We start from the raw sequence: 26,344 nt of genomic DNA, 5'->3' as shown, positions 1-26,344 counted from the left end.
TTAGGCTCCGAGCAGGCGAATCATTTCCGCTTCATCGATCACCGGAATACCCAGCTCTTGCGCTTTCGCCAGTTTGGAACCGGCCGCTTCACCGGCAATCAGTAAGTCCGTTTTCTTCGACACGCTGCCACTAACTTTTGCACCTAGCGCAGCTAAACGTTCTTTGGCATCGTCACGGTTCATCTGCGACAGCGAACCGGTCAGCACGATGGTCTTGCCGGCAAACGGGCTGTCAATCTCAGCGGCGTTCACCACCTCAACCGCTGGCCAGTGCACACCCATCTCTTCGGTAAGATCGCGGATCACTTCGCGATTGCTCTCCTCTTCCATGAAATTACGCACGTGCGCCGCCACCACTTTGCCCACATCCTGCACCGCAATCAGCGCGTCGAGATCGGCATTCATCACCTTTTCCAGATCGCCGAAATGATTGGCCAGATTGGCTGCGGTGGCTTCACCGACTTCACGTATACCCAGTGCATAGAGGAAACGTGGCAGCGTGGTGAGCTTGGCTTTTTCCAGGGCATCCACCACATTTTGCGCCGATTTCGGCCCCATGCGGTCCAGTCCGGTTAGCTTGCCAGCCGTAAGACGGAACAGATCGGCGGGTGTTTGCACATACTCCTTTTCAACCAGCTGATCGATGATCTTGTCACCCATGCCATCAACGTCCATGGCACGGCGGGAGACAAAGTGTTTGAGCGCCTCTTTGCGTTGTGCGCCGCAGATCAGCCCGCCGGTACAACGGGTAACCGCTTCACCTTCCACACGCTCAACATCAGAACCGCAAACCGGACAATGGCTGGGGAAGACGATTTCACGCGTATCATCCGGGCGTTCTGATTCCACCACATTCACCACCTGCGGAATGACATCACCGGCGCGGCGAATCACCACTTTGTCGCCAATGCGCAGGCCAAGACGCGCAATTTCATCGGCGTTGTGCAGCGTGGCATTACTCACCACCACACCAGCGACTTGAACCGGCTCAAGACGCGCGACAGGGGTAATGGCGCCGGTACGTCCCACCTGAAACTCCACATCGCGCACGAAGGTCATCTGCTCTTGCGCCGGGAATTTGAATGCCACAGCCCAGCGCGGAGCGCGGGCGACAAAACCCAACTGCTCCTGTAGCGCTTGTGAATCGACCTTAATCACCACACCATCAATATCAAATCCAAGTGACGGACGGTCCTGCTCAACCTGACGATAAAATTCCAGCACCTCTTCCGCCGTGTGCGCCAGGCGAATGCGGTCGCTGACAGGTAGACCCCAGGCTTTAAACTGTTGCAGGCGCTGCCAGTGGCTGGCAGGCATTTCTCCCCCCTCCAGCAGGCCGAAGCCGTAGCAGAAGAAGGTCAATGAGCGTTTGGCGGTGATGCGCGGATCAAGCTGGCGCAGCGATCCCGCAGCGGCGTTGCGCGGGTTGGCGAAGACCTTCGCGCCAGTACGACGCGCATCCTCATTGAGCTTCTCAAAGCCTGCTTCCGTCATAAACACTTCACCACGCACCTCTACCCGCGCCGGGATATTGTCACCGTGCAAACGCAGTGGAATCGCGTGAATGGTACGAACATTCGCAGTGATGTTCTCACCGGTGGTGCCATCGCCGCGTGTCGCCGCGCGCACCAGCAAGCCGTCCTCATACAACAGGCTCACTGCCAAGCCATCCAGCTTGAGTTCACAGCAGTAGGTGAGGTCATCGCTACTTTTCAGGCGATCCTGCACGCGCTTATTGAAGGCAAGAAAACCGGCTTCATCAAAGGTGTTGTCGAGAGACAGCATGGGCACTTCGTGACGCACCTGCTCAAAAGCGGCCAAGGGGGCTGCACCGACGCGCTGCGTGGGAGAGTCGGGGGTGATGAGTTCTGGGTGCGCCGCTTCCAGTTCACGCAGTTGCCCCATCAATCGGTCATATTCAGCATCCGGGATCTCCGGCGTATCCATGACGTGATAAAGGTATTCATGGTGACGTAATGAGGTGCGCAGCGCGGTTATCTGCTCCTGAACCGATTTCATAGTTTGTTATCCGATAAAAAACCCCCGACTAGCGGGGGTTGTTTCGTTAATATTTGATTTTGCTAGCAGCTATCAGCCGATAACTTCGCGAATACGCGCTTTGTAGGTTTCCAGCTTCTGTGGCGTCATCATACGACGCTCATCATCCAGCACCACTCCACCAACGTCATCCGCAATACGCTGCGCAGATTGCAGCATCAATTTGAAGTTTTGGTTCGCATCACCGTAAGACGGCACCATCATAAAAATGGAGACACCCGGCGTGCTGAAGTCGCCCATGGTGTCTGGGTTGAATGAACCCGGTTTGACCATGTTTGCCAGACTGAACAGCACAGGGCCACTGCCCGCAGGGCTCAGATGGCGATGGAAAATATTCATTTCACCGAACTGGAAGCCCGCCTGCAGAATACCCTGCAACAGTGCTTCACCGTTCAGTTCGCCCCCTGCATGTGCCGCAACATGCAACACCAAGACCGCTTCATTTTTACGTTGAGAAGATGCAGGTTGTTTCGCCACTTCTTCATGGGCAACCGGTGCTTCTTCTTCATATTCAGGCTCTTCTGCTGCCTGGAATGCAGGTTCAGGCTGAGCCGCAGAAAGTGGCTCATTATCCAGCAAAGGATCGGCCTGAACCGGTTGAGGTTGTGGCTGAGGTTTAGGCTGCGGCGCTGGCTTCACGACAGGCGGCTGCGGCGCAGGCTGACGCACCTCTGGCTCGTCATCCAGAAGAGGATCGCCCATCAATGGCGCTTCATGGCGCGAGAAGGGTTGGCGCGCAGGTTCAGGCGCACGCGGCGCGCTGACAGGCTTAACCACAGGCGCGTCGAATTCAGGCTCTTCATGAGCGTCACGCTGACGGCTCACGCGAACTTCGCCTACGCCATCATCTTCGTCGCTCAGCAGATCTTCATCGGCTTCTTCGCGCTGTTTCAGACGTTTGTGAGGGCGATCGCGAAACACAGAAGACCGCTCTTTACGGCTGGTCCACAGTCCGTGAAGGAGCAGCGCTATTATGGCGATCGCGCCAACAACGATTAATATCAGACGCAAATCCTGCATCATTGTATTCTCTGTTGTTCCAATACCTTGCCACCACGGCAAACTTTATCCTCTAACTGTATTTGCCCAGCTACACAAGTGCAAGTCTGTGCAGTATTTTCTGACAAATAAGATAGGTGTCCCACGCTTTTTTGCTGTTTTTTCGCGCAAAGTACGCCTGCCGCCGACAAAAAGCCAGGTTATGATGCGTACGCGACAACCCTAAGGAGAACGGCTCGTTATGCCTGCTGAGAATTCGGCCCCAACATTGAATGGTCTTCATTACTTTGCCGAAGGCTGGAGACTGGTGCGTCTGCCCGGTATTCGCCGCTACGTCATTGTTCCGCTGCTGGTCAACATCCTGTTGTTGGGCGGGGCGTTTATCTGGCTTTTCAAACGTCTTGGTCAATGGATCCCTGACCTCATGTCGCACATACCTGACTGGCTTCAATGGTTGAGCTATCTGCTATGGCCGCTTTCGGTGATATCCATCGTGCTGGTGTTTAGTTATTTCTTCTCGACCGTGGCTAACTGGATTGCTGCGCCGTTCTGCGGCTTGCTGGCGGAACAACTGGAAGGCAGGCTCACCGGAAAACCCCTCCCCGACAGCGGCTGGGTGGCGATGTTCAAAGATATTCCACGTATCATGAAGCGAGAATTACAGAAGCTCGGCTACTATTTACCCCGCGCGATAGGTTTGCTATTGCTCTATTTTGTTCCTGGATTTGGACAAACCGTGGCACCGGTATTATGGTTCCTGTTTAGTGCCTGGATGCTGTCGATTCAATATTGCGACTATCCGTTTGATAACCACAAAGTGAGTTTTCACCAGATGCGCAATGCTCTGCGCCAGCACAAAACGGCCAATATGCAGTTTGGCGCCATGGTGAGCCTCTTCACTATGATTCCGATTCTGAATCTCGCCATCATGCCGGTGGCCGTTTGCGGGGCAACCGCAATGTGGGTTGATCGCTATCGCACGCAGCACGCGCGTCATTAATTATGCTTAAAAATGCCTTATGCATTTTTGCTTAAGGCTTATGGTTGTGGGCTATATAGATATACGATTTCTTTCCTTCCGCAGGCGAGAAGAACAGGTATGCTCTGAGGGTTCCCAATATTTCATACAGTTAAGGACGGGCTATGAGTAAGATCTATGAAGACAACTCTCTGACAATTGGTCATACGCCGCTGGTTCGACTGAACCGCATCGGTAATGGACGCATCCTGGCGAAGGTCGAATCGCGTAACCCGAGCTTCAGCGTGAAATGCCGTATCGGTGCCAATATGATTTGGGACGCGGAAAAACGCGGCATTCTTAAGCCTGGTGTTGAACTGGTAGAGCCAACCAGCGGTAACACCGGTATTGCACTGGCCTATGTGGCTGCGGCGCGCGGTTATAAACTGACGCTGACCATGCCCGAGACTATGTCAGTTGAGCGCCGTAAGTTGTTGAAAGCGCTTGGTGCTAATCTGGTGCTGACCGAAGGCGCTAAAGGTATGAAAGGTGCCATCGCTAAAGCTGAAGAAATTGTGGCCAGCGATCCTGACAAATTTGTGTTGCTCCAGCAGTTCAGTAACCCCGCTAACCCAGAAATCCACGAAAAAACCACGGGTCCAGAGATCTGGGAAGATACCGACGGTGAAGTGGACGTATTTATCGCGGGCGTGGGCACCGGCGGTACCCTGACCGGTGTGAGCCGCTACATTAAGAACACCAAGGGCAAGAAAGAGCTGATTACGGTGGCAGTCGAGCCGACTGACTCCCCGGTCATCGCTCAGGCTATCGCTGGTGAAGAGATCAAACCAGGCCCGCATAAAATCCAGGGTATTGGTGCCGGCTTCATTCCGGGCAACCTTGATTTGAAACTGGTCGATCGCGTGGTGGCTATCACCAACGAAGAAGCCATCAGCACTGCGCGTCAATTGATGGAAGAAGAAGGCATTCTCGCCGGTATCTCCTCAGGTGCAGCGGTTGCGGCAGCGCTGAAGCTGCAAGAAGATGAAGCCTTCGCTAACAAGAACATCGTGGTCATTCTGCCCTCTTCGGGAGAGCGTTATCTCAGCACCGCGTTGTTTGCCGATCTGTTCACCGAAAAAGAGCTGCAACAGTAAACGTCAAATTCTTAAAACGATGAAAAAAGCACCCGAATGGGTGCTTTTTTGTGGCGTAGATCTCACTTTTACCACCAGGCAGATTGATTTCAATGACGCGGCTCTGGTATTTAAGCTCACAATTATTTCGGTGCTTGAAATTAATCAGCCTTTGAAGTGGATCAAGGTGAATTGATTTACTGATTTGGCGAAACGGCGATTCGCGGCATACTTAGCAGGGTGACGAATTCGCGCAGTTTTTGATCTGCCACCGAAAGACGCACATTTTTAAGCGCATTTTTTTGGTCAGCTTAATGCCATACCCGCGCACCTTCATAGGCTAAAGTGTCGGCTCCAGGCTAGACTTTAGATCCATAACACCAAACCTGATAAAGTTGGGGAAATAGAATGTTCCAGCAAGAAGTTACCATTACCGCACCTAACGGCCTTCATACCCGTCCTGCAGCTCAGTTTGTTAAAGAAGCTAAGGCTTTCCAGTCAGAAATCACTGTGACCTCCAATGGCAAATCTGCCAGCGCGAAAAGCCTGTTCAAACTGCAGACTCTGGGTCTGACTCAGGGTACGGTTGTTACGCTGTCTGCTGAAGGTGAAGATGAGCAGCAAGCGGTTGAGCACCTGGTGAAACTGATGGCTGAGCTGGAGTAATTCCGCTCAGGCAAGCAACTAAACCGACTCCTTTGCCCCATTGAGTGCAAATATCTTGATCGCGGACAACCTGTCCGCGTTCTTGCTTCCTTAGAGTACTGTTCCGCGACAGTGGCAACGCATTGGGTCAATGAGCCATCGTGATTAAAAGGTAGGGTTATGATTTCAGGCATTTTAGCATCACCGGGTATCGCTTTCGGCAAAGCACTTCTGCTGAAGGAAGATGAGATCGTCATCAGCCGTAAAAAAATTACTGACGATCAGGTTGAGCAAGAAGTTCAACGCTTCCTTGATGGACGTGGCAAAGCGGCAGTACAGCTTGAAGCCATCCGTGTCAAAGCCGGTGAAACCCTCGGTGAAGAGAAAGCGGCGATCTTTGAAGGTCACATCATGCTGCTCGAAGACGAAGAGCTTGAGCAGGAAATCATCGACCTGATTAAGAAAGATCACGCAACGGCTGACGCTGCAGCGTACTCTGTCATTGATGGCCAGGCCAAGGCGTTGGAAGAACTCGACGACGAATACCTGAAAGAGCGTGCGGCTGACGTACGTGACATCGGCAAACGTCTGCTGCAAAACATCCTCGGTCTGCATATTGTCGACTTGGGTGCTATCGCAGAAGAATCTATTCTGGTGGCAAAAGACTTAACGCCTTCAGAAACTGCACAGCTGAACCTGAAGAAGGTGCTGGGCTTTATTACCGATATCGGTGGTCGTACTTCACATACGTCCATCATGGCGCGTTCTCTTGAGATCCCAGCGATTGTCGGGACCGGCAACGTCACCACGCAAATTAAAAACGGTGATTTCCTGATCCTTGATGGCGTAAACAACAAGATTTACGTCAATCCTTCCGATGCTGAACAAGAAGAACTGAAAGCGATTCAGACGCAATACCTGTCTGAAAAACACGAACTGGCGAAACTGAAAGATTTGCCTGCCATCACGCTGGACGGTCATCAGGTTGAAGTGTGCGCCAACATCGGTACCGTGCGTGATGTCGCCGGTGCAGAGCGCAACGGTGCAGAAGGCGTTGGCCTGTATCGCACCGAGTTCCTGTTCATGGACCGCGACTCACTGCCAACCGAAGAAGAGCAATTCCAGGCCTATAAAGCCGTCGCAGAAGCGATGGGTTCTCAGGCTGTTATCGTGCGAACCATGGACATCGGCGGCGACAAAGACCTGCCGTACATGAATCTGCCGAAAGAGGACAACCCGTTCCTCGGCTGGCGTGCAATTCGTATCGCCATGGACCGCAAAGAAATTCTGCATGCCCAGCTGCGCGCTATCCTGCGTGCCTCTTCCTTCGGCAAATTGCGCATCATGTTCCCGATGATCATTTCCGTGGAAGAAGTGCGTGCGCTGAAAGCCGAGCTGGAGCTGCTGAAAACCCAGCTGCGCGAAGAAGGTAAAGCCTTTGATGAAACCATTGAAGTGGGCATTATGGTGGAAACACCGGCTTCAGCGGTGATTGCGCGCCATCTGGCGAAAGAAGTCGACTTCTTTAGTATTGGGACAAATGACCTGACGCAGTATACTCTGGCGGTCGATCGTGGTAATGATTTGATTTCACACCTCTATAACCCAATGACGCCATCTGTTTTGGGCCTCATCAAGCAAGTGATCGACGCATCACATGCCGAAGGGAAATGGACCGGCATGTGTGGTGAGCTGGCTGGTGATGAACGTGCTACACTACTGTTACTGGGAATGGGGCTGGACGAATTCAGCATGAGTGCCATTTCAATCCCAAGCATCAAGAAGATTATTCGTAATACTAATTTCGAAGATGCGAAGGCATTGGCGGAGCAGGCTCTGGCTCAACCCACAGCGGAAGATTTGATGAACCTGGTCAACAAGTTCATCAAAGAAAAAACGCTCTGCTGATCCACGAGATGCTGGCCCCAAATTACTGCTTAGGAGAAGATCATGGGTTTGTTTTCTAAACTTTTTGGCGAAAAATCAGAGAGCGCGTCAGGGACAATTGATATCGTTGCGCCTCTGTCAGGCGAAATCGTAAATATCGAAGACGTACCTGATGTGGTTTTTGCTGAGAAAATCGTGGGTGACGGTATCGCTATCAAACCGACTGGCAACAAAATGGTTGCACCGGTTGACGGTACTATCGGTAAGATTTTCGAAACCAACCACGCTTTTTCCATCGAGTCTGACAATGGCATCGAGCTGTTTGTCCACTTCGGTATTGATACGGTTGAACTGAAAGGTGAAGGCTTCAAACGTATTGCTGAAGAAGGCCAGAAAGTGAAAAAAGGCGATGTGGTGATCGAGTTTGATCTGCCACTGCTGGAAGAGAAAGCAAAATCTACGCTGACGCCGGTTGTGATTTCGAACATGGACGAAATCAAAGACCTGATCAAACTCTCCGGTCAGGTGACTGTGGGTGAAACCCCGGTTATCCGCATCAAGAAGTAAGCAGCGCTTGCATCATTAAAAACGGCACCCATTTGGGTGCCGTTTTTGTTTGTGCCTGCAGGGTGCGGAGGAGTCGAGTTCAGTGCTCTCGGTCAGGACGGACCGGGCAGATCGCAAAGACGGCATAAACCATCCCAGGGCCTCTACCCTCGTCATCCATGGCGAGGGCCGCTTTGCTCCTCTGCCCGGTCCGTCCTGCCCTGCTCAACATAGTGCGTGCTGTTTCACTGTGCGAGATGGCTCGAAAAGTGCAATCGTTTTTGTCGCGTAAGTCGCTGTATATTATGCGCTTGCCTTTGCCGAATGGATCGCTCGATTAAGAATTCAAAGCTGCGGTTTAGATTGCAGGCGCTTTAAACCTTCAGTCCTGCTTCCAGCGCGGTAGCCTTAACGTCAGCTCCAGCCCACCTTCCGGGCGATTTACCGCCTGGACTTCACCATGGTGCGCCAGAATCACCTTACGCACGATAGAGAGCCCCAAACCGTAACCTTTGCCCATCATGGGCGAATTTACGCGGACAAAAGGATCAAAGATGCTGGACAGCTTCTCATCATCAACGCCTGGCCCCTGATCGCGTACGCGAATCGCCAGCCACTGATTTTCCGCCTGTAAGCGCACGCTGATATGCTGCCCCTGATGTGAGAAGCGCAGCGCGTTGCGCAGTACGTTTTCCACGCCACGACGTATCAGCTCAGCATTACCGTGCACGGTATAATCCGCATTCTCATCCACATTGAAATCCACCTTTACGCCGGGAATCTGCGCTTCATAGCGCACATCCGTCACCACTGCATGCAGCAAACCGGTAAGGTCAAAATACTGCTCACCCGGCATGCTCTCATGTTCAGCGCGTGACAGCGTCAACAGTTCACCGATCATCTTATCGAGGCGGCGGGCTTCTTCGTCAATGCGATTCAGGGAAGACTCAACGGACTCCGGTGTCTGCCGTGCCAAACCGGTTGCCAGTTGCAAACGCGCCAGCGGTGAACGTAATTCATGGGAGATGTCGTGCAGCAACTCCTCACGCGCTTTCACCAACGTATCAAGACGCTCCACCATGGCATCAAAGTCCTGCGCCACAATGGAAAGCTCATCGTGACGCTTGCGCATCACAGGATATAGCCGCACTGACAAATCACCACTGGAGACGCGCGCAAAGCCTTCACGCAGCTGCCGCATCGGCCGAGTCAGGTTCCAGGCTAGCAGAAGGCTGAACAGGAGACCCAGCGCGCCCGCAAAAGTAAACATCGGCTCCGGGATATTCAGGATACGGCGCGGACCGCCACCGCCCATTGAGCTGTCTTCTCGCAGTCCTTTAACATCGTAACGCAGCTCGTACTCTTTACCATCCTGCCCTTTCACCCAACGTACAATGATATCCGGGAAGGGGCCGTGAAAAGGTTCATTGAAGGTTTCGGGTGGCGCATTACTTGGCGTAGCTGCGGGTTTATTATGCTGAATCACCGAGAAGAACTGGCGGTCGTTGGGTTCCCAGTCGGCCATCATGTCATCCAGTGAGCTCGGTCCGCCGCGCTCTAGCACCGAGACAGCAGAGGCCATCTGTAGATTCACAATACGGCGGATAGCCACAATCTCTGGCGGCTCATGTCGGTTTCCGGAAAGCGTAAACCCCAGCCACAACATCTGGCTAATGATGACAAAAACAATCCAGAAGCCCAGCAAGATCTTCCAGAACATGCGCCCGCGGTAGCTGTGTTTCATCGAATGCGATAACCAATACTGCGCACCGTCTCAATGTTGATGCTATCAGCGGTCAGTGCCGCCAGCTTTTGACGGATATTGCTGATATGCACATCCACGCTGCGATCATAAGCTTCGCGTGGGCGACCCAGCCCTTTCTCTGACAGCTCGTCTTTTGATACAACGCGATCCGGTGCACGCAACAGCAGATCCAGCAGATTGAACTCTGATGCCGTCAGGTCGAAAGCTTTGCCCTGCCATTCCGTAATACGGGTGGCGGGATTCAAGCAGAGCTCCCCCCAGCGCAGCACTTCTTTCTTGTCTGGCACTGGCGCTTGATCTTCAAAGCGGCGCAACACAGCACGCAAACGCGCCACCAGCTCACGTGGATAGCATGGCTTCGGTACGTAGTCATCGGCGCCCATCTCCAGACCGATGACGCGATCGATGTTGTCGCCTTTGGCGGTCAACATAATCACCGGCAAACGGCTGTTCTGACGCACCTGACGCAACACATCGATGCCGCTCATATCGGGCAGCATGATATCGAGAATCATCGCGGTGTAATTACCCGACAACGCGCCTTCTATACCGGCGGTTCCGGTTAAAACCAGTTGCGTTTCAAAGCCTTCCGCAATCAGGTACTGGCTCAGCATGGTGCCAAGTTCTACATCGTCATCAACAAGCAGAATTTTCATCTTTTTCTCTCGTACAAAATTGCCGCTATTTTGGCCTGAGTTGGCAGCGAGCGCAGCCGATTTTACTCGATCCTTACAGAACCAACACCAGAGGATAATTAGGGAGACTATAGACAAAAATGGCCCGGTCGCACTACTAGAGTACGCTCAGGCCAGATAAAATGCGGGAAATGTGAAATCAGTGGAACACGCCAGTGGAGAGGTAACGGTCACCCCGATCGCAGACAATGGCCACCACAACGCTGCCCGGATGCGCCGCCGCGACCCGTAGTGCGCCCGCGACCGCACCGCCCGAACTCACGCCGCAGAAAATACCCTCGCGTTGTGCTAATGCACGCATCGTCTCTTCCGCTTCCAGCTGCGCCATATCAATTACGTCATCCACTAACTCAGGACGGAAAATGCCTGGGAGATAAGCTTCTGGCCAACGGCGGATACCCGGAATGCTGCTGCCTTCTTGCGGCTGCAAACCGATGACCTTCACTGTAGGTGCAAACTCTTTCAAATAACGTCCCACACCCGTAATGGTGCCCGTCGTCCCCATGCTGGAGACAAAGTGGGTCATTCGGCCTTGCGTCTGCTGCCAGATTTCTGGCCCAGTGGTGAGATAGTGCCCCAGCGGATTGTCGGGATTGTTAAACTGATCCAACACCCTGCCCTCACCGCGCGCCGCCATCTCTAACGCTAAGTCACGCGCCCCTTCCATGCCCTGCTCACGGGTTACCAGTATCAACTCAGCGCCGTAAGCACGCATCGCATCCTGACGCTCCTGGCTCATGTTGTCTGGCATCAGCAGGCGCAGTTTGTAGCCTTTCATCGCCGCAATCATCGCCAGCGCAATACCGGTGTTGCCGCTGGTCGCTTCAATCAATTGGTCACCGGGTTTGATATCACCGCGTAATTCCGCCTGATGAATCATTGACCAAGCCGCACGGTCCTTCACCGAACCGGCCGGATTGTTGCCTTCCAGCTTTAACCAGATTTCACTGCCGTTATCAGGCGTCAGGCGCTGCAACCTGATCAGCGGCGTATTGCCGATGGTATTTTCCAGTGTGGTCACGGTTTGATTCCAGACAGAAGAAAAGCCAAGAAATCGGGCGGGAAAGTCCCGCCCGAAGGAGTATCAAAAATATCAGGCGCTCTCGGCAAAGGCAACCGGACGCAACGGTGCAGTACCATGGTAAAGTCGTGCTTGCTGTAGGCCGACAAACAAGCGTTCGCCACGAATTGGCGCGGTTTGGTCGCCATCATAGACGATGGAGAAGACGTCACCCTGCCAGCCGCTTGGTTGTACCACCAACTGCCAGAAGTGACCGCGCGGGCTCACTTCCAACACTTGTACGGGCAATGGCGTTTCCAGGCTGCTCTGGCGCGACACATCGACTTCCCACGGACGTAGGAACAGCTCGACATCGCCCTGATGCGCCGGCGTATAGCCTAACGGCCAGCGATGTGCGCCCACATGGAATTGTGAGCCATGGACCTCACCGTCGAAGCGATTAACTTCACCGAGGAATTCCAACACAAAGCGCGTCGCAGGTTCACGCCACACTTCGTCTGGCGTACCGACCTGTTCGATATTCCCCTGACTCATCACCACCACGCTGTCAGCAACTTCCATCGCCTCTTCCTGGTCATGCGTAACAAACACGCTGGTGAATTGCAGTTCTTCATGCAGTTGGCGCAACCAGCGGCGCAACTCTTTACGCACCTGTGCATCCAGCGCGCCGAAAGGCTCGTCCAGCAGCAGAATTTGCGGTTCCACCGCCAGCGCACGCGCCAGCGCCACACGCTGCTTCTGGCCGCCGGAAAGCTGTGCTGGGAAACGGTTGGCGAGATGCGCAAGCTGCACCATCTCCAGCAGACGCATCACACGCTGTTTGATTTCAGCAGCAGAAGGACGCTCACGGCGTGGCAGCACGCTCAAACCGAATGCGATGTTGTCGAACACTGTCATGTGGCGGAACAGCGCATAGTGCTGGAACACAAACCCGACCTGGCGATCGCGCGCATGAATGCGGCTGACATCTTTGCCATGGAAATGGATCTGCCCGCTGTTCTGATGCTCTAAGCCAGCGATAATACGCAGCAGCGTGGTTTTACCTGACCCTGACGGCCCCAGCAGCGCGACCATCTTGCCGGTAGGAATATCCAGAGAGATATCGTTGAGCACCGGCGTACGGCCAAATGCTTTGTTAATTTGTTTAATCTCAATGCTCATGATTTTCCTCCTGTTGGCGCTTCTGCTGATGCTCTAATCGCCACTGCACCACGCTTTTCAGAAACAGCGTCACAATTGCCATCAGGGTCAGCAACGCGGCAGCGGTAAAGGCGCCAACGGTGTTGTAATCCTGATGCAGTAATTCAACCTGAAGCGGCAAGGTATAGGTTTCGCCGCGGATCGATCCCGATACCACCGAGACCGCACCAAATTCACCAATCGCACGGGCATTGGTCAGTACCACACCATAGAGCAGCGCCCAACGAATGTTCGGCAGTGTCACACGACGGAACATTTGCCAGCCGGAAGCGCCTAACAGCACTGCGGCTTCATCTTCATTGCTACCTTGGCTCAGCATCACCGGTACCAGTTCGCGAACCACAAACGGACAGGTGACAAAAATGGTCGCTAATACCATGCCCGGCCAGGCAAACATAATCTGGATGTTGTGTGCATCCAGCCAACCGCCTGCCGGACCGTTAACGCCCCAGAACAACAGATACATCAAACCGGCCACTACAGGTGACACGGCGAAGGGAATATCAAACAGCGTCAGCAGCAGTTGGCGGCCCGGAAAAGTAAAGCGCGTCACCAACCATGCCAGTAAAGTGCCAAACACCAGGTTAACCGGCACGGTGATCAACGCCACCAGGATGGTCAGCCAAATGGCATGCAGCATGTCGCCATCTTTCAAATTAGAGAGCGAGGCGATTATCCCTTGGCTGAGCGCTTCCCAGAAGATGCTGATCATCGGGACCACCAGCAACAGGAAGGAGATCAACGCACCCACGCCAATCAACACCCATTTCCCCCAGTTCACCGGCTGACGCTCCGCGTGATTAATCTGTGAAATCTCCGCCATTAGTGGCCTCCTAAGCGGCGTCCAAAGCGGCTCTGCAGCGTGTTAATCGCGAACAGCAACAGCAGAGATGCAGCCATAATCACCGAAGCAATGGCGCTCGCGGCGGGATAATCAAACTCTTGCAGGCGGACAAAAATCATCAGCGAGGTCACTTCGGTTTTCCACGCGATGTTGCCCGCAATGAAGATCACCGCACCAAACTCACCGAGGCTACGGGTGAAAGATAATGCCGTACCGGCCAACAGAGCAGGCGCCACTTCTGGCAGTACTACGCGGCGGAAACTCTGCCACGGGGTCGCACCCAGCGTCTCTGCCGCTTCTTCATATTCTGGGCCTAACTCTTCCAACACCGGCTGCACGGTACGCACCACAAACGGGATGCTGGTAAAGGCCATCGCCACCGCGATACCTAACCAGGTGTAAGAGACTTTAATATCGAAATGCGCCAGCCATTGACCATACCAACCGTTCACCGAGAACAAGCCTGCCAAGGTCAGACCTGCCACCGCAGTCGGTAATGCAAAAGGCAAATCCATCAGGCCATCCAAGAGCGCACGGCCTGGGAAGCGATAGCGGGTCAGAATCCATGCCATCAACATGCCAAACAGCGCATTGAAGATCGACGCAACGCCGGCTGAAATCAGCGTCACTTTATAGGCCGCAATCAGCTGCGGATTGGTCACCACATCCCAATATTGCGCCAGCGTCATATTAGAGAGTTGCATCAGCAGTGCGCTGATCGGCAACAGCAGAATCAGGCAGGTAAACAGCAGGCTGGTGCCGAGGCTAAGGCCAAATCCCGGCAAAACGCGTTTTTGCGCTAAAGCAAACATCAACCGCGCCCCGCTGCCAGTAATTTATCCAGCTCACCGCCGCTGGCAAAATGAGTTTTCATGACATTATCCCAGCCGCCAAAGGCATCCTGCACATTGAACAGTGCGGTCTGTGGGAAGCGGTCTTTCTGTTCCGCCATCAGCTGTGGATTGTTCACACGATAGTAGTAGCCGGTAATGATTTTCTGCGCCTCAGGAGAATAGAGGAAGTTCAGATAGGCTTTAGCCGCCTCCGCAGTGCCGTTGTGCTCGACGTTTTTGTCGACCCACGCCACCGGAAACTCCGCCAGAATATTGGTCTTCGGCACAATGACTTCGTACTCATCTTTGCCGTACTGATTGCGGATGTTGTTCACTTCCGATTCAAAGCTTACCAGCACATCCCCCAAGCCACGCTCGGCAAAGGTCGTGGTTGCACCGCGTCCACCGGTATCAAACACTTCAACGTTCTTGAGGAATTTGGCCATATAGGCTTCGGTTTTGGCTTTATCTTTGCCATCCGCTTGGTCAGCAGCCCCCCAAGCAGCAAGGTAGGTGTAACGACCATTGCCAGAGGTTTTGGGGTTCGGGAACACCAGTTTCACGTTATCGCGCGCCAAATCGGCCCAATCGTGAATCTGCTTGGGATTGCCTTTGCGCACCAGGAACGCCATGGTGGAGTAAAACGGTGAGCTGTTGTTCGGCAAACGGGTTTGCCAGTCCGCAGGGATCAGGTTGCCTTTGTCATGCAGCACCTGCACATCAGTGACCTGATTGTAGGTCACCACATCCGCGCGTAAGCCCTGCAAAATCGCCAGCGCCTGTTTTGATGACCCGGCATGCGATTGTTTAATCGTCAGTTTGTCATTCGGGTGCGCGGCATCCCACTGTTGTTCAAAGGGTGCATTCAGGGCGACAAACAGCTCGCGCGAGACATCGTACGAGCTGTTCAGCAGTTCGGTTGCCTGCGCCGCACCGGCTAACGCCAGTGACAAAGCGATTCCGCTCATCCATTTTTTCGCAATCGGAGATGTCATGCTGCACCCTGAATTTCGGCGATGACGCCAATGCCATTAGATGCTGTCAGTGTATTTATAACTCAGGGCAAAGCTGTAACGGTTTTATATATCGTTTAGGGATTTCAAAGTCTAAAAAGGCATAAGACGACGGGAGAGTTAATGCAGGATATGGGATAAAAAAGGACGACGCGAGAGGCCGTCCTTCCGCGGTTTACAGCGCCTGTAACGCAGTCAGTGACGGGGCAAAGAAGTAGCTGCCGGTGATGGGTTTGGTGAAGCGCAGCATCGCATCCATCTTGCCATCGCGCTCACCGAACATGCTCAACAGCTGCTGCTCAATGTTATAGAGGCGGTTGCAATAGGAGATGAAGTACAAGCCGTGCGTGCCACTGGCGATGCCGTACGGCAAGCTCTGGCGCAGGATCTTCAGGCCTTTGCCCTCTTCTTTCAGATCAACGCGGCTCAGATGTGAGGTCACCGGACGTTGATCGCCCGCAATCTCTTCATTGTCCACTTTGGTGCGACCCATAATCGCTTCTTGCTTCTCTACCGCCATGCGGTTCCACAGTTTGAGATTGTGTTCCCAGCGTTGCGTGAACACGTAACTACCGCCCGCATCTGGCCCCTCGGCGATAATCGCTACCTGCTGACGGGCATCGCCCTGCGGGTTTTCGGTGCCATCGACAAAGCCCGACAGATCGCGCTCCTCAACCCAACGGAAGCCGTGCGTCTCTTCTTCAATCACGACCGCATCGGCAAAGGCGGCAAGTGCGGCCTGCGCCAGCGAGAAGTTCACGTCATGGCGTAACGATTGGATATGGATCAACAAATCACGCTGGGTCGCTGGCGCAATACCTTTGCCCAACGGAGCGAAAGCTTTCAATTCAGGCGCGGAAGAGACACCTTGCAGGTCGCGCCACAAGGCATCACCAAAGGCAATCACCGCGCCCAAGCCGGCATCGGCGAATTTCTGTTGTAGCGCATCAAGTTGCTGCAGAAAAGTTTTGCTGCCCTGACGCAGCGCATTGAGGTCACCCGTGACGCGGGCTTCAAGCCAAATGGCGAAACGGCGGTGTTCCAGTAGGATCCCGCTCTGAAATTGAGACATTGCACTGCTCTCCGGCATGAGAAGTTAAGACGTTTTTTTCGCCTGTATCATACCGGAAAGCCACACTGAGGTTGTGCGTTAACGCAACTTTTTTTCGCTTAGCGCTGCCAAACGATCTTGCTGATTTTCCAGCTTTTTAAGGTATCGTCAGCCGGCATCAAACCCTCAGGGCCGTGCCCTTCTCCGCTGTAGATATAGGAGATGTGCTGGCTACCCGGCGCACGGCATTCCACATCGCGCGCATCTAATCCGCTGACCAGTTTGCAGTTATCGAAGGCTTTACTGAATTTGTCGCTAAACAGATCGCCGATTTTGCTGCCATCAGCGCTTTTGGCTGCCGTATCCAAGACTTCGATGCGCTCTACGCTGCTTTGACCATTGATCACCAGCTTCACTTTGCCGTCATCCAATGCCTGCCAGAAATCCACTACCTGACCATTTTGCGTGCGCATCCCCTGACGCAGTTGGTAATCGTTGTTCAGAGCTTTACCAATCGCCGCTTCCGACATCGCCGTGGTGCTGCTGAGTCCAGCCACACCCTGCTCGGTCACGGTTAACGAACCGCCAAACCAGTTCATTGGATTCAGTGCCGACCAGTGATAGCTCAGCGGATTATACCAATGGCTTTCGCTCGCGCTGGAGGGGGAAGAGGAACCAGAACTGGCGCAACCCGCCAGGGTCATGGCACTAACCAGCAGTGCGGGACGAACAACTTTCATGAATACTCCTTGATCTTCGATGCCGATTGGCGTGCCTGTTGGAGTCTTGAACCGGCAAAAAGTTTATTCGATATGTTGATGTTCGGGCAGAAAACAGTCGCGCAGCCGCTGATGGGTTTGCAACCAGACCAGCGCCAGCAAGTCAAACAGCGTCAATAGCAGGGGCAGCGGGGAATCAGGCCATACTCCCTGTAACAGGCCATAGCCCTGCCACAGCAGGTTGATCAGCAGCGATACACTCAACACATGGCGCCAACTCTGCCAGATGCGCGGCCAGCGCTGACGATAACCGGTGAGCAGCAAGCCCAGGGCGGCGGGAATACCCAGTGCTAAGCCCAGCCAGAAACTTTGTCGATCGGGATAGAACAGTGCCAGTAAATCGTTGCCCTGCTGACGCGATGCGCCTGCCATCACCAGCAACAGCCAGGTGCGCGCTTGCAATAACAGGATCAGCCAAAAAAGAAACGGCAGCCGCAGCTGCCCTTTTGCATCGTACTCTTCTGGCAAGTATTTCAAGCTCATCATCGACGACTTAATACTCGCGATCTTCGATCAGACGTTTACCCAGCAGCACCGAATCCACTGGCTCGTAATCGAGTTTTTCGTAGAAGGCGAGCACCTGATCGTTTTCTTCGCGCACCATCAGATGGATTTTTGGGCAGCCACGCGCAATGAGTTTTTTCTCGAGGCGATTCATTAGTGCGTTAGCAAAGCCACGGCCCTGATAATCCGGATGCACCGCCAGATAGTAGGCCGCCCCGCGATGGCCATCGTAGCCGCCCATCAATGAGCCAACCACTTCGCCACCCACTTCCGCCACTAAAAACAGTTCCGGATCGTGGTTCATTTTGCGTTCGATATCCAGTTCCGGATCGTTCCACGGGCGTAGCAGATCGCAGCGCTCCCAGAGCGTGATCACTTCTTCAAAATCTTCCTGGCGGAATGAGCGGATTTCCATCGACGTTACCCTGCTGTTAGGCACAATTCGCTGATTATCACGCATTATTTGTCTCGCGCAACCCTCACGCCGCGCAACGGTGGAAAAAAACGGCTAAATTGCTGTTAGTACGGTGTAATACAAAGTAATGCGCTGAAATGGTTGTGAGGTCGCCGCGAGGCAATTGTTACGATATAACACTGGGCAGGATTTTCTGTCAGGGACACCATTATGAGTAAGATTTCACTGCTAAAACGCCTGACCAATCGCCGCCAATTGCTTCTATCTGGTCTGGCGCTGGCAGTTCTGTCACCCCGCGCGGTGATGGCGAAGGAAGAGAGTGCCGATTTATGGGTCAGCAAAGGCCATACGCCACCGAAACCGGCCGCCAGCGGCAAACGTATTGTGATGCTTGACCCAGGACACGGCGGTATCGATTCTGGCGCCGTGGGCGAAGAGGGTTCAGAAGAGAAACATATCGTTTTAGCCATCGCTAACACGGTACGTTCTTTGCTGCAAAATCACCCTAAAGTCGAAGTGCGACTGACGCGTGAAAGCGATCATTTTATTCCACTGTATCAACGCGTTGAGATTGCTCACCAGCACGGCGCCAACTTATTCATGTCCATCCACGCCGATGGCTACACCAGCCCGGATGCCAATGGCGCTTCGGTGTTTGCGCTCTCCAATCGTGGAGCCAGTAGCGCCATGGCGCGTTATATGTCGCAGCGTGAGAACGACGCCGATAAAGTGGGCGGCGCGGAAGTGCAGGAAAAGGATAACTATCTCAATCAAATTCTGTTCGATCTGGTGCAAACCGACACTATCCGCAACAGCCTGACGCTGGGTAAACATGTGTTGGATCAGATTCGCCCGGTACACCATCTGCACAGTCAGCATACCGAACAGGCAGCGTTTGCGGTGCTGAAGTCGCCATCTATCCCCTCGGTGTTGGTGGAAACCTCCTTTATCACCAACCCGCGTGAAGAACAGCTATTGGGTACCACCGCTTTCCGTCAGAAAATCGCCAGTGCCATTGCTGATGGCATCGTCAATTACTTTAACGAGTACGATCGACGCCAGGCGTAGCTTTTTCCTGTGGTAGAATCGCGGCAAATTTCCGGAACGAGTGACACATGAGCAATCCCGATATTTCCCGCGTCAAAGCGTTCTTACTGACGCTGCAGGATGACATTTGCGCCCAACTGGCAGCAGCCGATGGCCAGGCGTCCTTTGCCGAAGATGACTGGCAGCGTCCCGGCGGCGGCGGCGGCCGCAGCCGTGTATTGCGTAACGGAGCGGTATTCGAGCAGGCGGGTGTGAACTTCTCGCACGTGCACGGCGATCAGATGCCCGCTTCCGCCACTGCACATCGTCCAGAATTGGCGGGACGCAGTTTTGAAGCTATGGGTGTGTCGCTGGTCGTACACCCGGAAAACCCCTATATCCCCACCAGCCATGCCAATGTGCGTTTTTTTATTGCCGAAAAGCCCGGTGCCGATCCGGTGTGGTGGTTCGGCGGCGGTTTCGATCTCACGCCTTACTACGGTTTCGAAGAAGATGCGCTGCACTGGCATCAAACCGCATTTGACTTGTGCCAGCCGTTTGGCGAGGACGTCTACGGCCGTTACAAAAAATGGTGTGATGATTACTTCCATCTCAAGCACCGCAATGAGCAACGTGGGATTGGTGGGCTGTTTTACGACGACCTGAATACACCGGATTTTGACCACTGCTTCGATTTTATGCAGGCAGTCGGCAAAGGCTATCAGGATGCGTATCTGCCCATCGTGGCGAAACGCAAAGCGCTGCCATGGGGCGAGCGCGAGCGTCAGTTCCAACTCTATCGCCGTGGCCGTTATGTCGAGTTTAATCTGGTGTGGGATCGCGGCACGCTGTTTGGCCTGCAAACCGGCGGCCGCACCGAATCGATCTTAATGTCGATGCCGCCACTGGTGCGCTGGGAATATGATTTCCAGCCCGAAGCGGGCACGCCAGAAGCGTCGCTGTATAGCGATTTTCTGCCGGTGAAGGATTGGTTGGGATTGGGTGAATAAACCGGTGCGCATAAATGCGCACCCTACGAGATTGTAGAGCCGCCACTCATTTATGCAGACCCTTCGAGATTAAAGGGCCGCCATTCATTTGTGCACCCCCTTCGAGATTAAAGGACCGCCATTCATTTGTGGACACCCTACGGGGCTGTAGGGGCGCCATTTATGGCGCCCAGGTCATCACAACGGCTCGGTCTGCGCCTCTACCACCGCTAACGCCACCATATTCACAATACGTCTGACCGACGCGATACGCGTCAACACATGCACCGGTTTGCTAATCCCCATCAACACCGGCCCAACGGTCACCCCTTCCGAACAAGAGACTCTCAGCAAGTTGTAACTGATACGCGCCGCCTCAACGTTCGGCATAATCAGCAGATTGGCGGTGCCCTTCAGCGGGCTATCTGGCATGAGCTCACGACGGATACTCTCCACCAGCGCGGCGTCTCCGTGCATTTCACCGTCAATCTCCAACTCCGGCGCACGGTTTTGAATCAGTGCCAACGCCTCGCGCATCTTGCGCGCGCCCGGTGCGTTCGAGGTGCCAAAGCTTGAGTGCGACAGCAACGCCACTCGTGGCTCGATACCAAAACGTCGCACCGTTTCGGCCGCCAGCAAGGTGATATCTGCCAATTGCTCTGCGCTGGGGTCTTCATTGACATAGGTATCGGCGATGAAAGTATTCCCACTCGGTAACAGCAGTGCGTTCATCGCCCCTGCGACTTTCACGTCGTCGCGGAAACCAAATACCTTCTCTACCACATCATAATGTTCACGGTAATCACCAATGGTGCCGCAAATCAGCGCGTCCGCTTCGCCTCGATGCACCATGATCGCGCCGATCAAGGTGGGATTGCCGATCACTGCGCGCTGAGCCGTCTCCGGGGTGACTCCACGCCGTTTCATGATCTGGTAATACTCGTTCCAGTACTCTTTAAAGCGCGGATCGGACTCGTTATTCACGATCTCAAAATCTTTACCCGCTTCAATTTTTAATCCTTGCTTCTGAATACGCATCGCAATCACGTTCGGACGACCAATCAGAATCGGCTTCGCCAGCCCCAGCGACACCAGCTCCTGCGTCGCGTGCAGCACACGCACCTCCTCCCCTTCCGCCATCACCACCCGCTTAGGATCTTTGCGCGCCTGCGAGAAGATTGGCTTCATAAACAGATTGGTTTTATACACAAACTCGGTGAGCTGCTCGCGATAGGCATCAAAATCAGTAATGGGCCGCGTCGCCACGCCGGACTCCATCGCCGCTTTGGCGACGGCAGGGGCAATTTGCACAATCAAGCGCGGGTCGAACGGTTTAGGAATCAAATATTCCGGGCCAAAGCTGAGGTCCTGATCGTCATAGGCCGATGCCACCACATCACTCTGCTCGGCTTGTGCTAACGCGGCAATCGCGTGTACTGCCGCCAGCTTCATCTCTTCATTGATCGCCGTGGCACCGACGTCCAGCGCCCCGCGAAAGATGAACGGAAAACAGAGCACGTTGTTGACCTGATTGGGGAAATCCGAACGCCCAGTGCAGATAATGGCATCCGGCCGCACCTCCTTCGCCAGCGGCGGCATGATTTCCGGTTCAGGATTGGCGAGTGCCAAAATCAGTGGATCCTGCGCCATTTTCTTCACCATCTCGGGGGTCATTGCTTTTGGGCCGGAACAGCCGAGGAAGATATCTGCGCCCGCAATCACCTCATCCAGCGTGCTTGCTCCTTTATCCTCAATGGCGTACTCGGCTTTGGTGGGCGTCATGTTCGGTTCACGATCGCGATAAATCACGCCTTTGGAATCGCACACCACAATGTTGTGCTTCTGCATGCCCAGCGCCACCAGCAGGTTGAGGCAAGCAATCGCCGATGCCCCCGCGCCCGACACCACCAGCCGCACATCCGAAATGGCCTTCTTCACGATGGTCAGGCCATTAAGTACCGCCGCAGTACAGATGATGGCCGTACCGTGCTGGTCGTCGTGGAACACCGGAATCTTCATACGCTCGCGTAGCTTCTGCTCGATATAGAAGCATTCAGGTGCTTTGATATCTTCGAGGTTAATGCCGCCAAAAGTCGGTTCCAGCGCGGCAACCACCTCAATCAGCTTATCCGGATCTAACTCATCGATTTCAATATCAAAGACATCTATGCCCGCAAACTTCTTAAACAACACGCCCTTACCTTCCATCACCGGTTTACCGGCCAGCGCCCCGATGTTACCCAGCCCCAAGACGGCCGTGCCATTGGAGATCACCGCGACCAGATTCCCTCGCGCGGTGTATTTGTGTGCCGCCAGCGGATCGGCAGCGATCTCAAGGCAAGGTGCCGCCACGCCGGGCGAGTAGGCCAGTGCCAGGTCGCGTTGCGTCGCCAGCGGTTTGGTGGGGGAAACCTGAATTTTTCCGGGAGTGGGATACTGATGAAAATCGAGAGCGCTTTGCTTGAGTTGATCGTCCATTAGACATCCTTTTGCGCAACTGAAAAGCCATCAGTATAGAAATCTGCGGCATAAAAGAGGGTGAAGGCGCTCAAAGAATACACAGACACAAGGGCACAGATTGCCACGGCTTCGCCTGCGGCTTTGGCGCAGCCTGCTATGCTTAGAGGTGGTAAAACGCGTAGCTGAACCGATCAGGCACCCCCTTCTGTCACAGATGTCCTTCGGCGCCACAATCAGAGAAAACGCATTTTCTTCGTGCAACGTCTGTAGCACTGTGTTGGGCCATGACTCAACAGGAAAGGGCACGGCCTATTTGCCCACATTATTGCTCATCAAGGAGTTAAGCGATGAACCAGCTAGATGCATTGAAACAGTTCACCACCGTGGTGGCGGACAGCGGCGATATCGAATCCATTCGCCAATACCACCCGGAAGACGCAACCACCAACCCTTCATTGATCCTGAAAGCTGCCGGTCTTGACGCTTACAAACATCTGATTGATGACGCCATCGATTACGCGAAAAAACAGGGCGGCAGCAAAGAGACGCAAATCATCAACGCCAGCGACAAAGTGGCGATTAACCTCGGTATGGAAATCCTAAAAAGCGTACCGGGCCGTGTTTCGACCGAAGTGGATGCGCGCCTCTCCTTCGATCGTGGCATGTGTGTGACCAAAGCAGAAAAACTGGTACGCCTGTACGAAGAGTACGGTATTGATCGCTCTCGTATCCTGATCAAACTGGCGTCCACCTGGGAAGGCATCAAAGCCGCCGAGGAGCTGGAAAAAAATGGCATCAAGTGCAACTTGACCCTGCTGTTCTCGTTTGCTCAGGCACGTGCCTGCGCCGAAGCGGGTGTATTCCTCATTTCGCCATTTGTAGGACGCATCTATGATTGGTACAACAGCCGCAAACCGCTCGACCCCTATGTGGTAGATGAAGACCCCGGCGTAAAATCCGTGCGTCGTATCTATGATTACTACAAAAAGCATCGTTACAGCACCGTCATCATGGGTGCCAGCTTCCGTAAAGTGGAGCAGATTCAGGCCCTGGCTGGATGTGACCGCCTCACTATTTCGCCTAATTTGCTGGAAGAGCTGGCCAACAGTGAAGCGCCACTGGAGCGCAAACTGGAGCCTTCAACCGAAGGTTTCCATCAACCGGCTCCACTCTCCGAAGCCGAATTCCGCTGGGAGCATAATCAGGATCCTATGGCAGTAGAGAAACTGTCTGACGGCATCCGCCAGTTCGCCATTGACCAGCAGAAACTGGAAGATGTGCTGGCTTCCCGCCTGTAAAAACCAAACTTTTTCATGCCGGACGGGTGTCTGCCCGTCCTCAATTGCCCAATCACAAGGGAGTACCCTATGTCTTCACGCAGAGAGTTGGCTAACGCGATTCGTGCTTTGAGTATGGATGCGGTACAGAAAGCAAATTCCGGTCACCCCGGGATGCCAATGGGTATGGCGGATATCGCCGAAGTGCTGTGGCGCGATGTCCTCAAACATAACCCCAACAATCCGGCGTGGGCTGACCGCGACCGCTTTATCCTCTCCAACGGCCACGGTTCGATGCTGCAGTACAGCCTGCTGCACCTCACCGGTTATGACTTGCCGATGGAAGAGTTGAAAAATTTCCGCCAGCTGCATTCGAAAACGCCGGGCCATCCAGAAGTCGGCTACACCCCAGGCGTTGAGACCACCACCGGACCGCTGGGACAGGGGTTAGCCAATGCGGTGGGTATGGCGATTGCCGAACGTACGCTGGCCGCGCAGTTTAACCGTCCGGGCCACGATATCGTTGATCACTACACCTATGTGTTTATGGGTGACGGCTGCCTGATGGAGGGCATCTCGCATGAAGTCAGCTCGCTGGCGGGCACATTGGGCCTCGGCAAACTGATTGGTTTCTACGATCACAACGGCATCTCGATTGATGGTGAAACCGAAGGCTGGTTCACCGACGACACCCACAAACGCTTTGAAGCCTACAACTGGCACGTGGTCGGCAGCGCGGAAGGTATTGATGGTCACGATCCGGAGGCAATCGCTGCTGCAATTAAAGAAGCGCAGAGCGTCACGGATAAACCCTCATTGATTATCTGTCGCACCGTGATCGGTTTTGGTTCCCCTAACAAAGCCGGTAAAGAAGAGTCGCACGGTTCGGCGTTGGGCGAGCAGGAAGTGGCATTGACTCGTCAAAAACTGGGCTGGCATCATCCACCGTTTGAAATTCCGAAAGAAATCTACCAGCAGTGGGATGCGAAAGAAGCCGGCAGCCAGCGTGAAAAAGCCTGGGATGACAAACTTGCCGCCTATAAAGCTGCGCATCCCGATCTCGCTAAAGAGTTCAGCCGTCGCTTAGCGGGCGGAATGCCCGCAAAATGGGCGGATGAAACGCAGACCTTTATTGATCAGTTGCAGGCCAATCCGCAGAAAATTGCCAGCCGTAAAGCCTCGCAAAATACGCTGGAAGTGTACGGCAAACTGCTGCCAGAACTGCTGGGCGGCTCCGCTGACCTTGCGCCAAGTAACCTCACCATCTGGTCAGGTTCGAAATCGATCAAAGACGATATCGCGGGCAATTACATCCACTACGGCGTGCGCGAATTTGGTATGACGGCGATCGGCAATGGCCTGGCCCAGCACGGTGGCTTTATCCCCTACACCGCCACCTTCCTGATGTTTGTCGAATATGCGCGCAATGCGGTGCGTATGGCGGCATTGATGAAGGCACGTCAGGTATTGGTCTACACCCATGACTCCATCGGACTGGGTGAAGATGGTCCAACGCACCAGCCGGTGGAGCAACTGGCCAGCCTGCGCGTCACGCCTAATATGAGCGTGTGGCGACCTTGCGATCAGGTGGAAACCGCAGTGGCATGGAAGGCGGCGGTTGAACGCCATCATGGTCCGACGGCTCTGATTCTTTCACGCCAAAATCTGCTGCAACCCGAACGTAGCAAGGCGCAGGTGGCGGATATCGCGCGCGGTGGCTATGTGTTGCAGGATTGCGACGGCACGCCAGAAGCCATCATCATCGCTACCGGTTCAGAGATTGAAATCGCACTGGGTGCGGCAGATAAACTCGGGGCCAGCGGTCATAAAGTCCGTGTGGTATCACTGCCCAGCACTGACGTGTTTGATAAGCAGGATGCGGCGTATCGCGAGTCCGTATTGCCATCCAGCGTGAAAGCGCGTGTGGCAGTGGAAGCCGGTATTGCCGATTACTGGTTCAAGTATGTTGGTCTGGACGGTGCCATTGTCGGCATGACGACCTTCGGTGAGTCTGCACCGGCCGGTAAACTGTTCCCAGAATTTGGCTTTACCGTGGAAAATATCGTTAGCCACACCGAAGCCTTACTCAAGCCGCATTAATCAATCCGGCCCTGCGTCTACGGACGTGAGGGCCGTTTTTTGATCACAGCCTGATACAGAAAAAAATCCCGCCTTCCCCCTTCCCGCACCGCGCAAACTGATTACTATAGGCTTTCTTACGATTCCAGATGCGGACGCTTTCC

23 protein-coding genes are annotated in these 26,344 nt (G+C 54.1%); 9 read left to right on the top strand and 14 right to left on the bottom strand.

The window, feature by feature from the left end; genetic code table 11:
* Positions 1-2,019 (bottom strand): NAD-dependent DNA ligase LigA, encoded by a 2,019-nt coding sequence (gene ligA, locus F3J38_RS16300; RefSeq protein WP_167140136.1) that lies wholly within the window; start codon positions 2,017-2,019, stop codon positions 1-3.
* Between the two features lie 72 nt (positions 2,020-2,091).
* Positions 2,092-3,081, bottom strand: a complete 990-nt coding sequence (zipA, locus tag F3J38_RS16295) for a cell division protein ZipA (RefSeq protein ID WP_167140135.1) — start codon at positions 3,079-3,081, stop codon at positions 2,092-2,094.
* A gap of 217 nt (positions 3,082-3,298) precedes the next feature.
* Between zipA and cysZ the strand changes: the two genes are divergently transcribed.
* From cysZ to crr, 5 genes are all read left to right on the top strand, one after another.
* Complete coding sequence (cysZ, locus tag F3J38_RS16290; protein ID WP_167140133.1) at positions 3,299-4,057, top strand: sulfate transporter CysZ; 759 nt, start codon at positions 3,299-3,301, stop codon at positions 4,055-4,057.
* Positions 4,058-4,200: 143 nt separating this feature from the next.
* On the top strand, positions 4,201-5,172 hold the full coding sequence (cysK, locus tag F3J38_RS16285; protein ID WP_167140131.1) for a cysteine synthase A: 972 nt from the start codon (positions 4,201-4,203) through the stop codon (positions 5,170-5,172).
* Between the two features lie 387 nt (positions 5,173-5,559).
* A complete protein-coding gene (gene ptsH, locus F3J38_RS16280) occupies positions 5,560-5,817 on the top strand; it encodes a phosphocarrier protein Hpr (RefSeq protein WP_007889063.1) in 258 nt (85 codons plus the stop codon).
* Positions 5,818-5,976: 159 nt separating this feature from the next.
* Complete coding sequence (ptsI, locus tag F3J38_RS16275; RefSeq protein WP_167140129.1) at positions 5,977-7,704, top strand: phosphoenolpyruvate-protein phosphotransferase PtsI; 1,728 nt, start codon at positions 5,977-5,979, stop codon at positions 7,702-7,704.
* A gap of 42 nt (positions 7,705-7,746) precedes the next feature.
* Entirely contained in the window at positions 7,747-8,250 is a 504-nt protein-coding gene (gene crr / locus F3J38_RS16270) for a PTS glucose transporter subunit IIA (RefSeq protein ID WP_034825872.1), read from the top strand.
* Positions 8,251-8,611: 361 nt separating this feature from the next.
* Here the strand turns inward: crr and F3J38_RS16265 are convergent, their stop codons facing one another.
* From F3J38_RS16265 to F3J38_RS16215, 11 genes are all read right to left on the bottom strand, one after another.
* On the bottom strand, positions 8,612-9,973 hold the full coding sequence (locus F3J38_RS16265; protein ID WP_167140127.1) for an ATP-binding protein: 1,362 nt from the start codon (positions 9,971-9,973) through the stop codon (positions 8,612-8,614).
* The gene (locus F3J38_RS16260; RefSeq protein ID WP_167140125.1) at positions 9,970-10,650 is read right to left on the bottom strand and encodes a response regulator transcription factor; all 681 of its coding nucleotides are present in this window, start codon (positions 10,648-10,650) and stop codon (positions 9,970-9,972) included. The genes F3J38_RS16265 and F3J38_RS16260 overlap by 4 nt, the downstream gene beginning before the upstream one ends.
* 178 nt (positions 10,651-10,828) lie before the next feature.
* Positions 10,829-11,710: a cysteine synthase CysM gene (cysM, locus tag F3J38_RS16255; protein ID WP_167140123.1), complete on the bottom strand. Its 882-nt coding sequence runs from the start codon at positions 11,708-11,710 to the stop codon at positions 10,829-10,831.
* A gap of 72 nt (positions 11,711-11,782) precedes the next feature.
* Positions 11,783-12,871, bottom strand: a complete 1,089-nt coding sequence (cysA, locus tag F3J38_RS16250) for a sulfate/thiosulfate ABC transporter ATP-binding protein CysA (protein WP_167140121.1) — start codon at positions 12,869-12,871, stop codon at positions 11,783-11,785.
* Positions 12,861-13,733: a sulfate/thiosulfate ABC transporter permease CysW gene (gene cysW / locus F3J38_RS16245; RefSeq protein WP_167140119.1), complete on the bottom strand. Its 873-nt coding sequence runs from the start codon at positions 13,731-13,733 to the stop codon at positions 12,861-12,863. Before cysW ends, cysA begins: the two co-directional genes overlap by 11 nt.
* Positions 13,733-14,566 (bottom strand): sulfate/thiosulfate ABC transporter permease CysT, encoded by an 834-nt coding sequence (gene cysT / locus F3J38_RS16240; RefSeq protein WP_084938360.1) that lies wholly within the window; start codon positions 14,564-14,566, stop codon positions 13,733-13,735. The genes cysW and cysT overlap by 1 nt, the downstream gene beginning before the upstream one ends.
* Complete coding sequence (locus F3J38_RS16235; RefSeq protein ID WP_167140117.1) at positions 14,566-15,582, bottom strand: sulfate ABC transporter substrate-binding protein; 1,017 nt, start codon at positions 15,580-15,582, stop codon at positions 14,566-14,568. The genes cysT and F3J38_RS16235 overlap by 1 nt, the downstream gene beginning before the upstream one ends.
* A 193-nt stretch (positions 15,583-15,775) precedes the next feature.
* The gene (locus tag F3J38_RS16230; RefSeq protein WP_167140115.1) at positions 15,776-16,672 is read right to left on the bottom strand and encodes a Dyp-type peroxidase; all 897 of its coding nucleotides are present in this window, start codon (positions 16,670-16,672) and stop codon (positions 15,776-15,778) included.
* A gap of 98 nt (positions 16,673-16,770) precedes the next feature.
* Complete coding sequence (locus F3J38_RS16225) at positions 16,771-17,391, bottom strand: RpoE-regulated lipoprotein (protein ID WP_167140113.1); 621 nt, start codon at positions 17,389-17,391, stop codon at positions 16,771-16,773.
* Between the two features lie 63 nt (positions 17,392-17,454).
* On the bottom strand, positions 17,455-17,916 hold the full coding sequence (locus F3J38_RS16220; RefSeq protein ID WP_370661728.1) for a DUF2919 domain-containing protein: 462 nt from the start codon (positions 17,914-17,916) through the stop codon (positions 17,455-17,457).
* A 7-nt stretch (positions 17,917-17,923) separates the two neighbouring features.
* Entirely contained in the window at positions 17,924-18,349 is a 426-nt protein-coding gene (locus F3J38_RS16215) for a GNAT family acetyltransferase (protein WP_167140111.1), read from the bottom strand.
* A gap of 210 nt (positions 18,350-18,559) precedes the next feature.
* Between F3J38_RS16215 and amiA the strand changes: the two genes are divergently transcribed.
* Together amiA and hemF are read left to right on the top strand one after the other, a co-directional pair.
* Positions 18,560-19,417 carry an N-acetylmuramoyl-L-alanine amidase AmiA gene (gene amiA, locus F3J38_RS16210; protein WP_167140110.1) on the top strand — a complete coding sequence of 286 codons (858 nt, stop codon included), beginning with the start codon at positions 18,560-18,562 and terminating at the stop codon, positions 19,415-19,417.
* A gap of 47 nt (positions 19,418-19,464) precedes the next feature.
* Positions 19,465-20,385: an oxygen-dependent coproporphyrinogen oxidase gene (hemF, locus tag F3J38_RS16205; RefSeq protein ID WP_167140107.1), complete on the top strand. Its 921-nt coding sequence runs from the start codon at positions 19,465-19,467 to the stop codon at positions 20,383-20,385.
* A gap of 177 nt (positions 20,386-20,562) precedes the next feature.
* On the opposite strand, the gene maeB is transcribed toward hemF, so the two are convergent.
* The gene (gene maeB / locus F3J38_RS16200) at positions 20,563-22,842 is read right to left on the bottom strand and encodes an NADP-dependent oxaloacetate-decarboxylating malate dehydrogenase (RefSeq protein WP_167140105.1); all 2,280 of its coding nucleotides are present in this window, start codon (positions 22,840-22,842) and stop codon (positions 20,563-20,565) included.
* Positions 22,843-23,171: 329 nt separating this feature from the next.
* Here maeB and tal point away from each other — a divergent pair, with 329 nt between their 5' ends.
* Both tal and tkt read left to right on the top strand, forming a co-directional pair.
* Positions 23,172-24,122, top strand: a complete 951-nt coding sequence (gene tal, locus F3J38_RS16195; RefSeq protein WP_167140103.1) for a transaldolase — start codon at positions 23,172-23,174, stop codon at positions 24,120-24,122.
* Positions 24,123-24,191: 69 nt separating this feature from the next.
* Complete coding sequence (gene tkt / locus F3J38_RS16190) at positions 24,192-26,201, top strand: transketolase (RefSeq protein WP_167140101.1); 2,010 nt, start codon at positions 24,192-24,194, stop codon at positions 26,199-26,201.
* The last annotated feature ends 143 nt before the right edge of the window (positions 26,202-26,344 follow it).

The organism is Candidatus Pantoea formicae, assembly GCF_011752625.1.
In the GTDB taxonomy this organism is placed as follows: Bacteria; Pseudomonadota; Gammaproteobacteria; order Enterobacterales; family Enterobacteriaceae; genus Pantoea; species Pantoea formicae.
The sequence above is the reverse complement of the archived record's forward strand: the minus strand, read 5'-3'. Positions and strand labels throughout refer to the sequence as shown.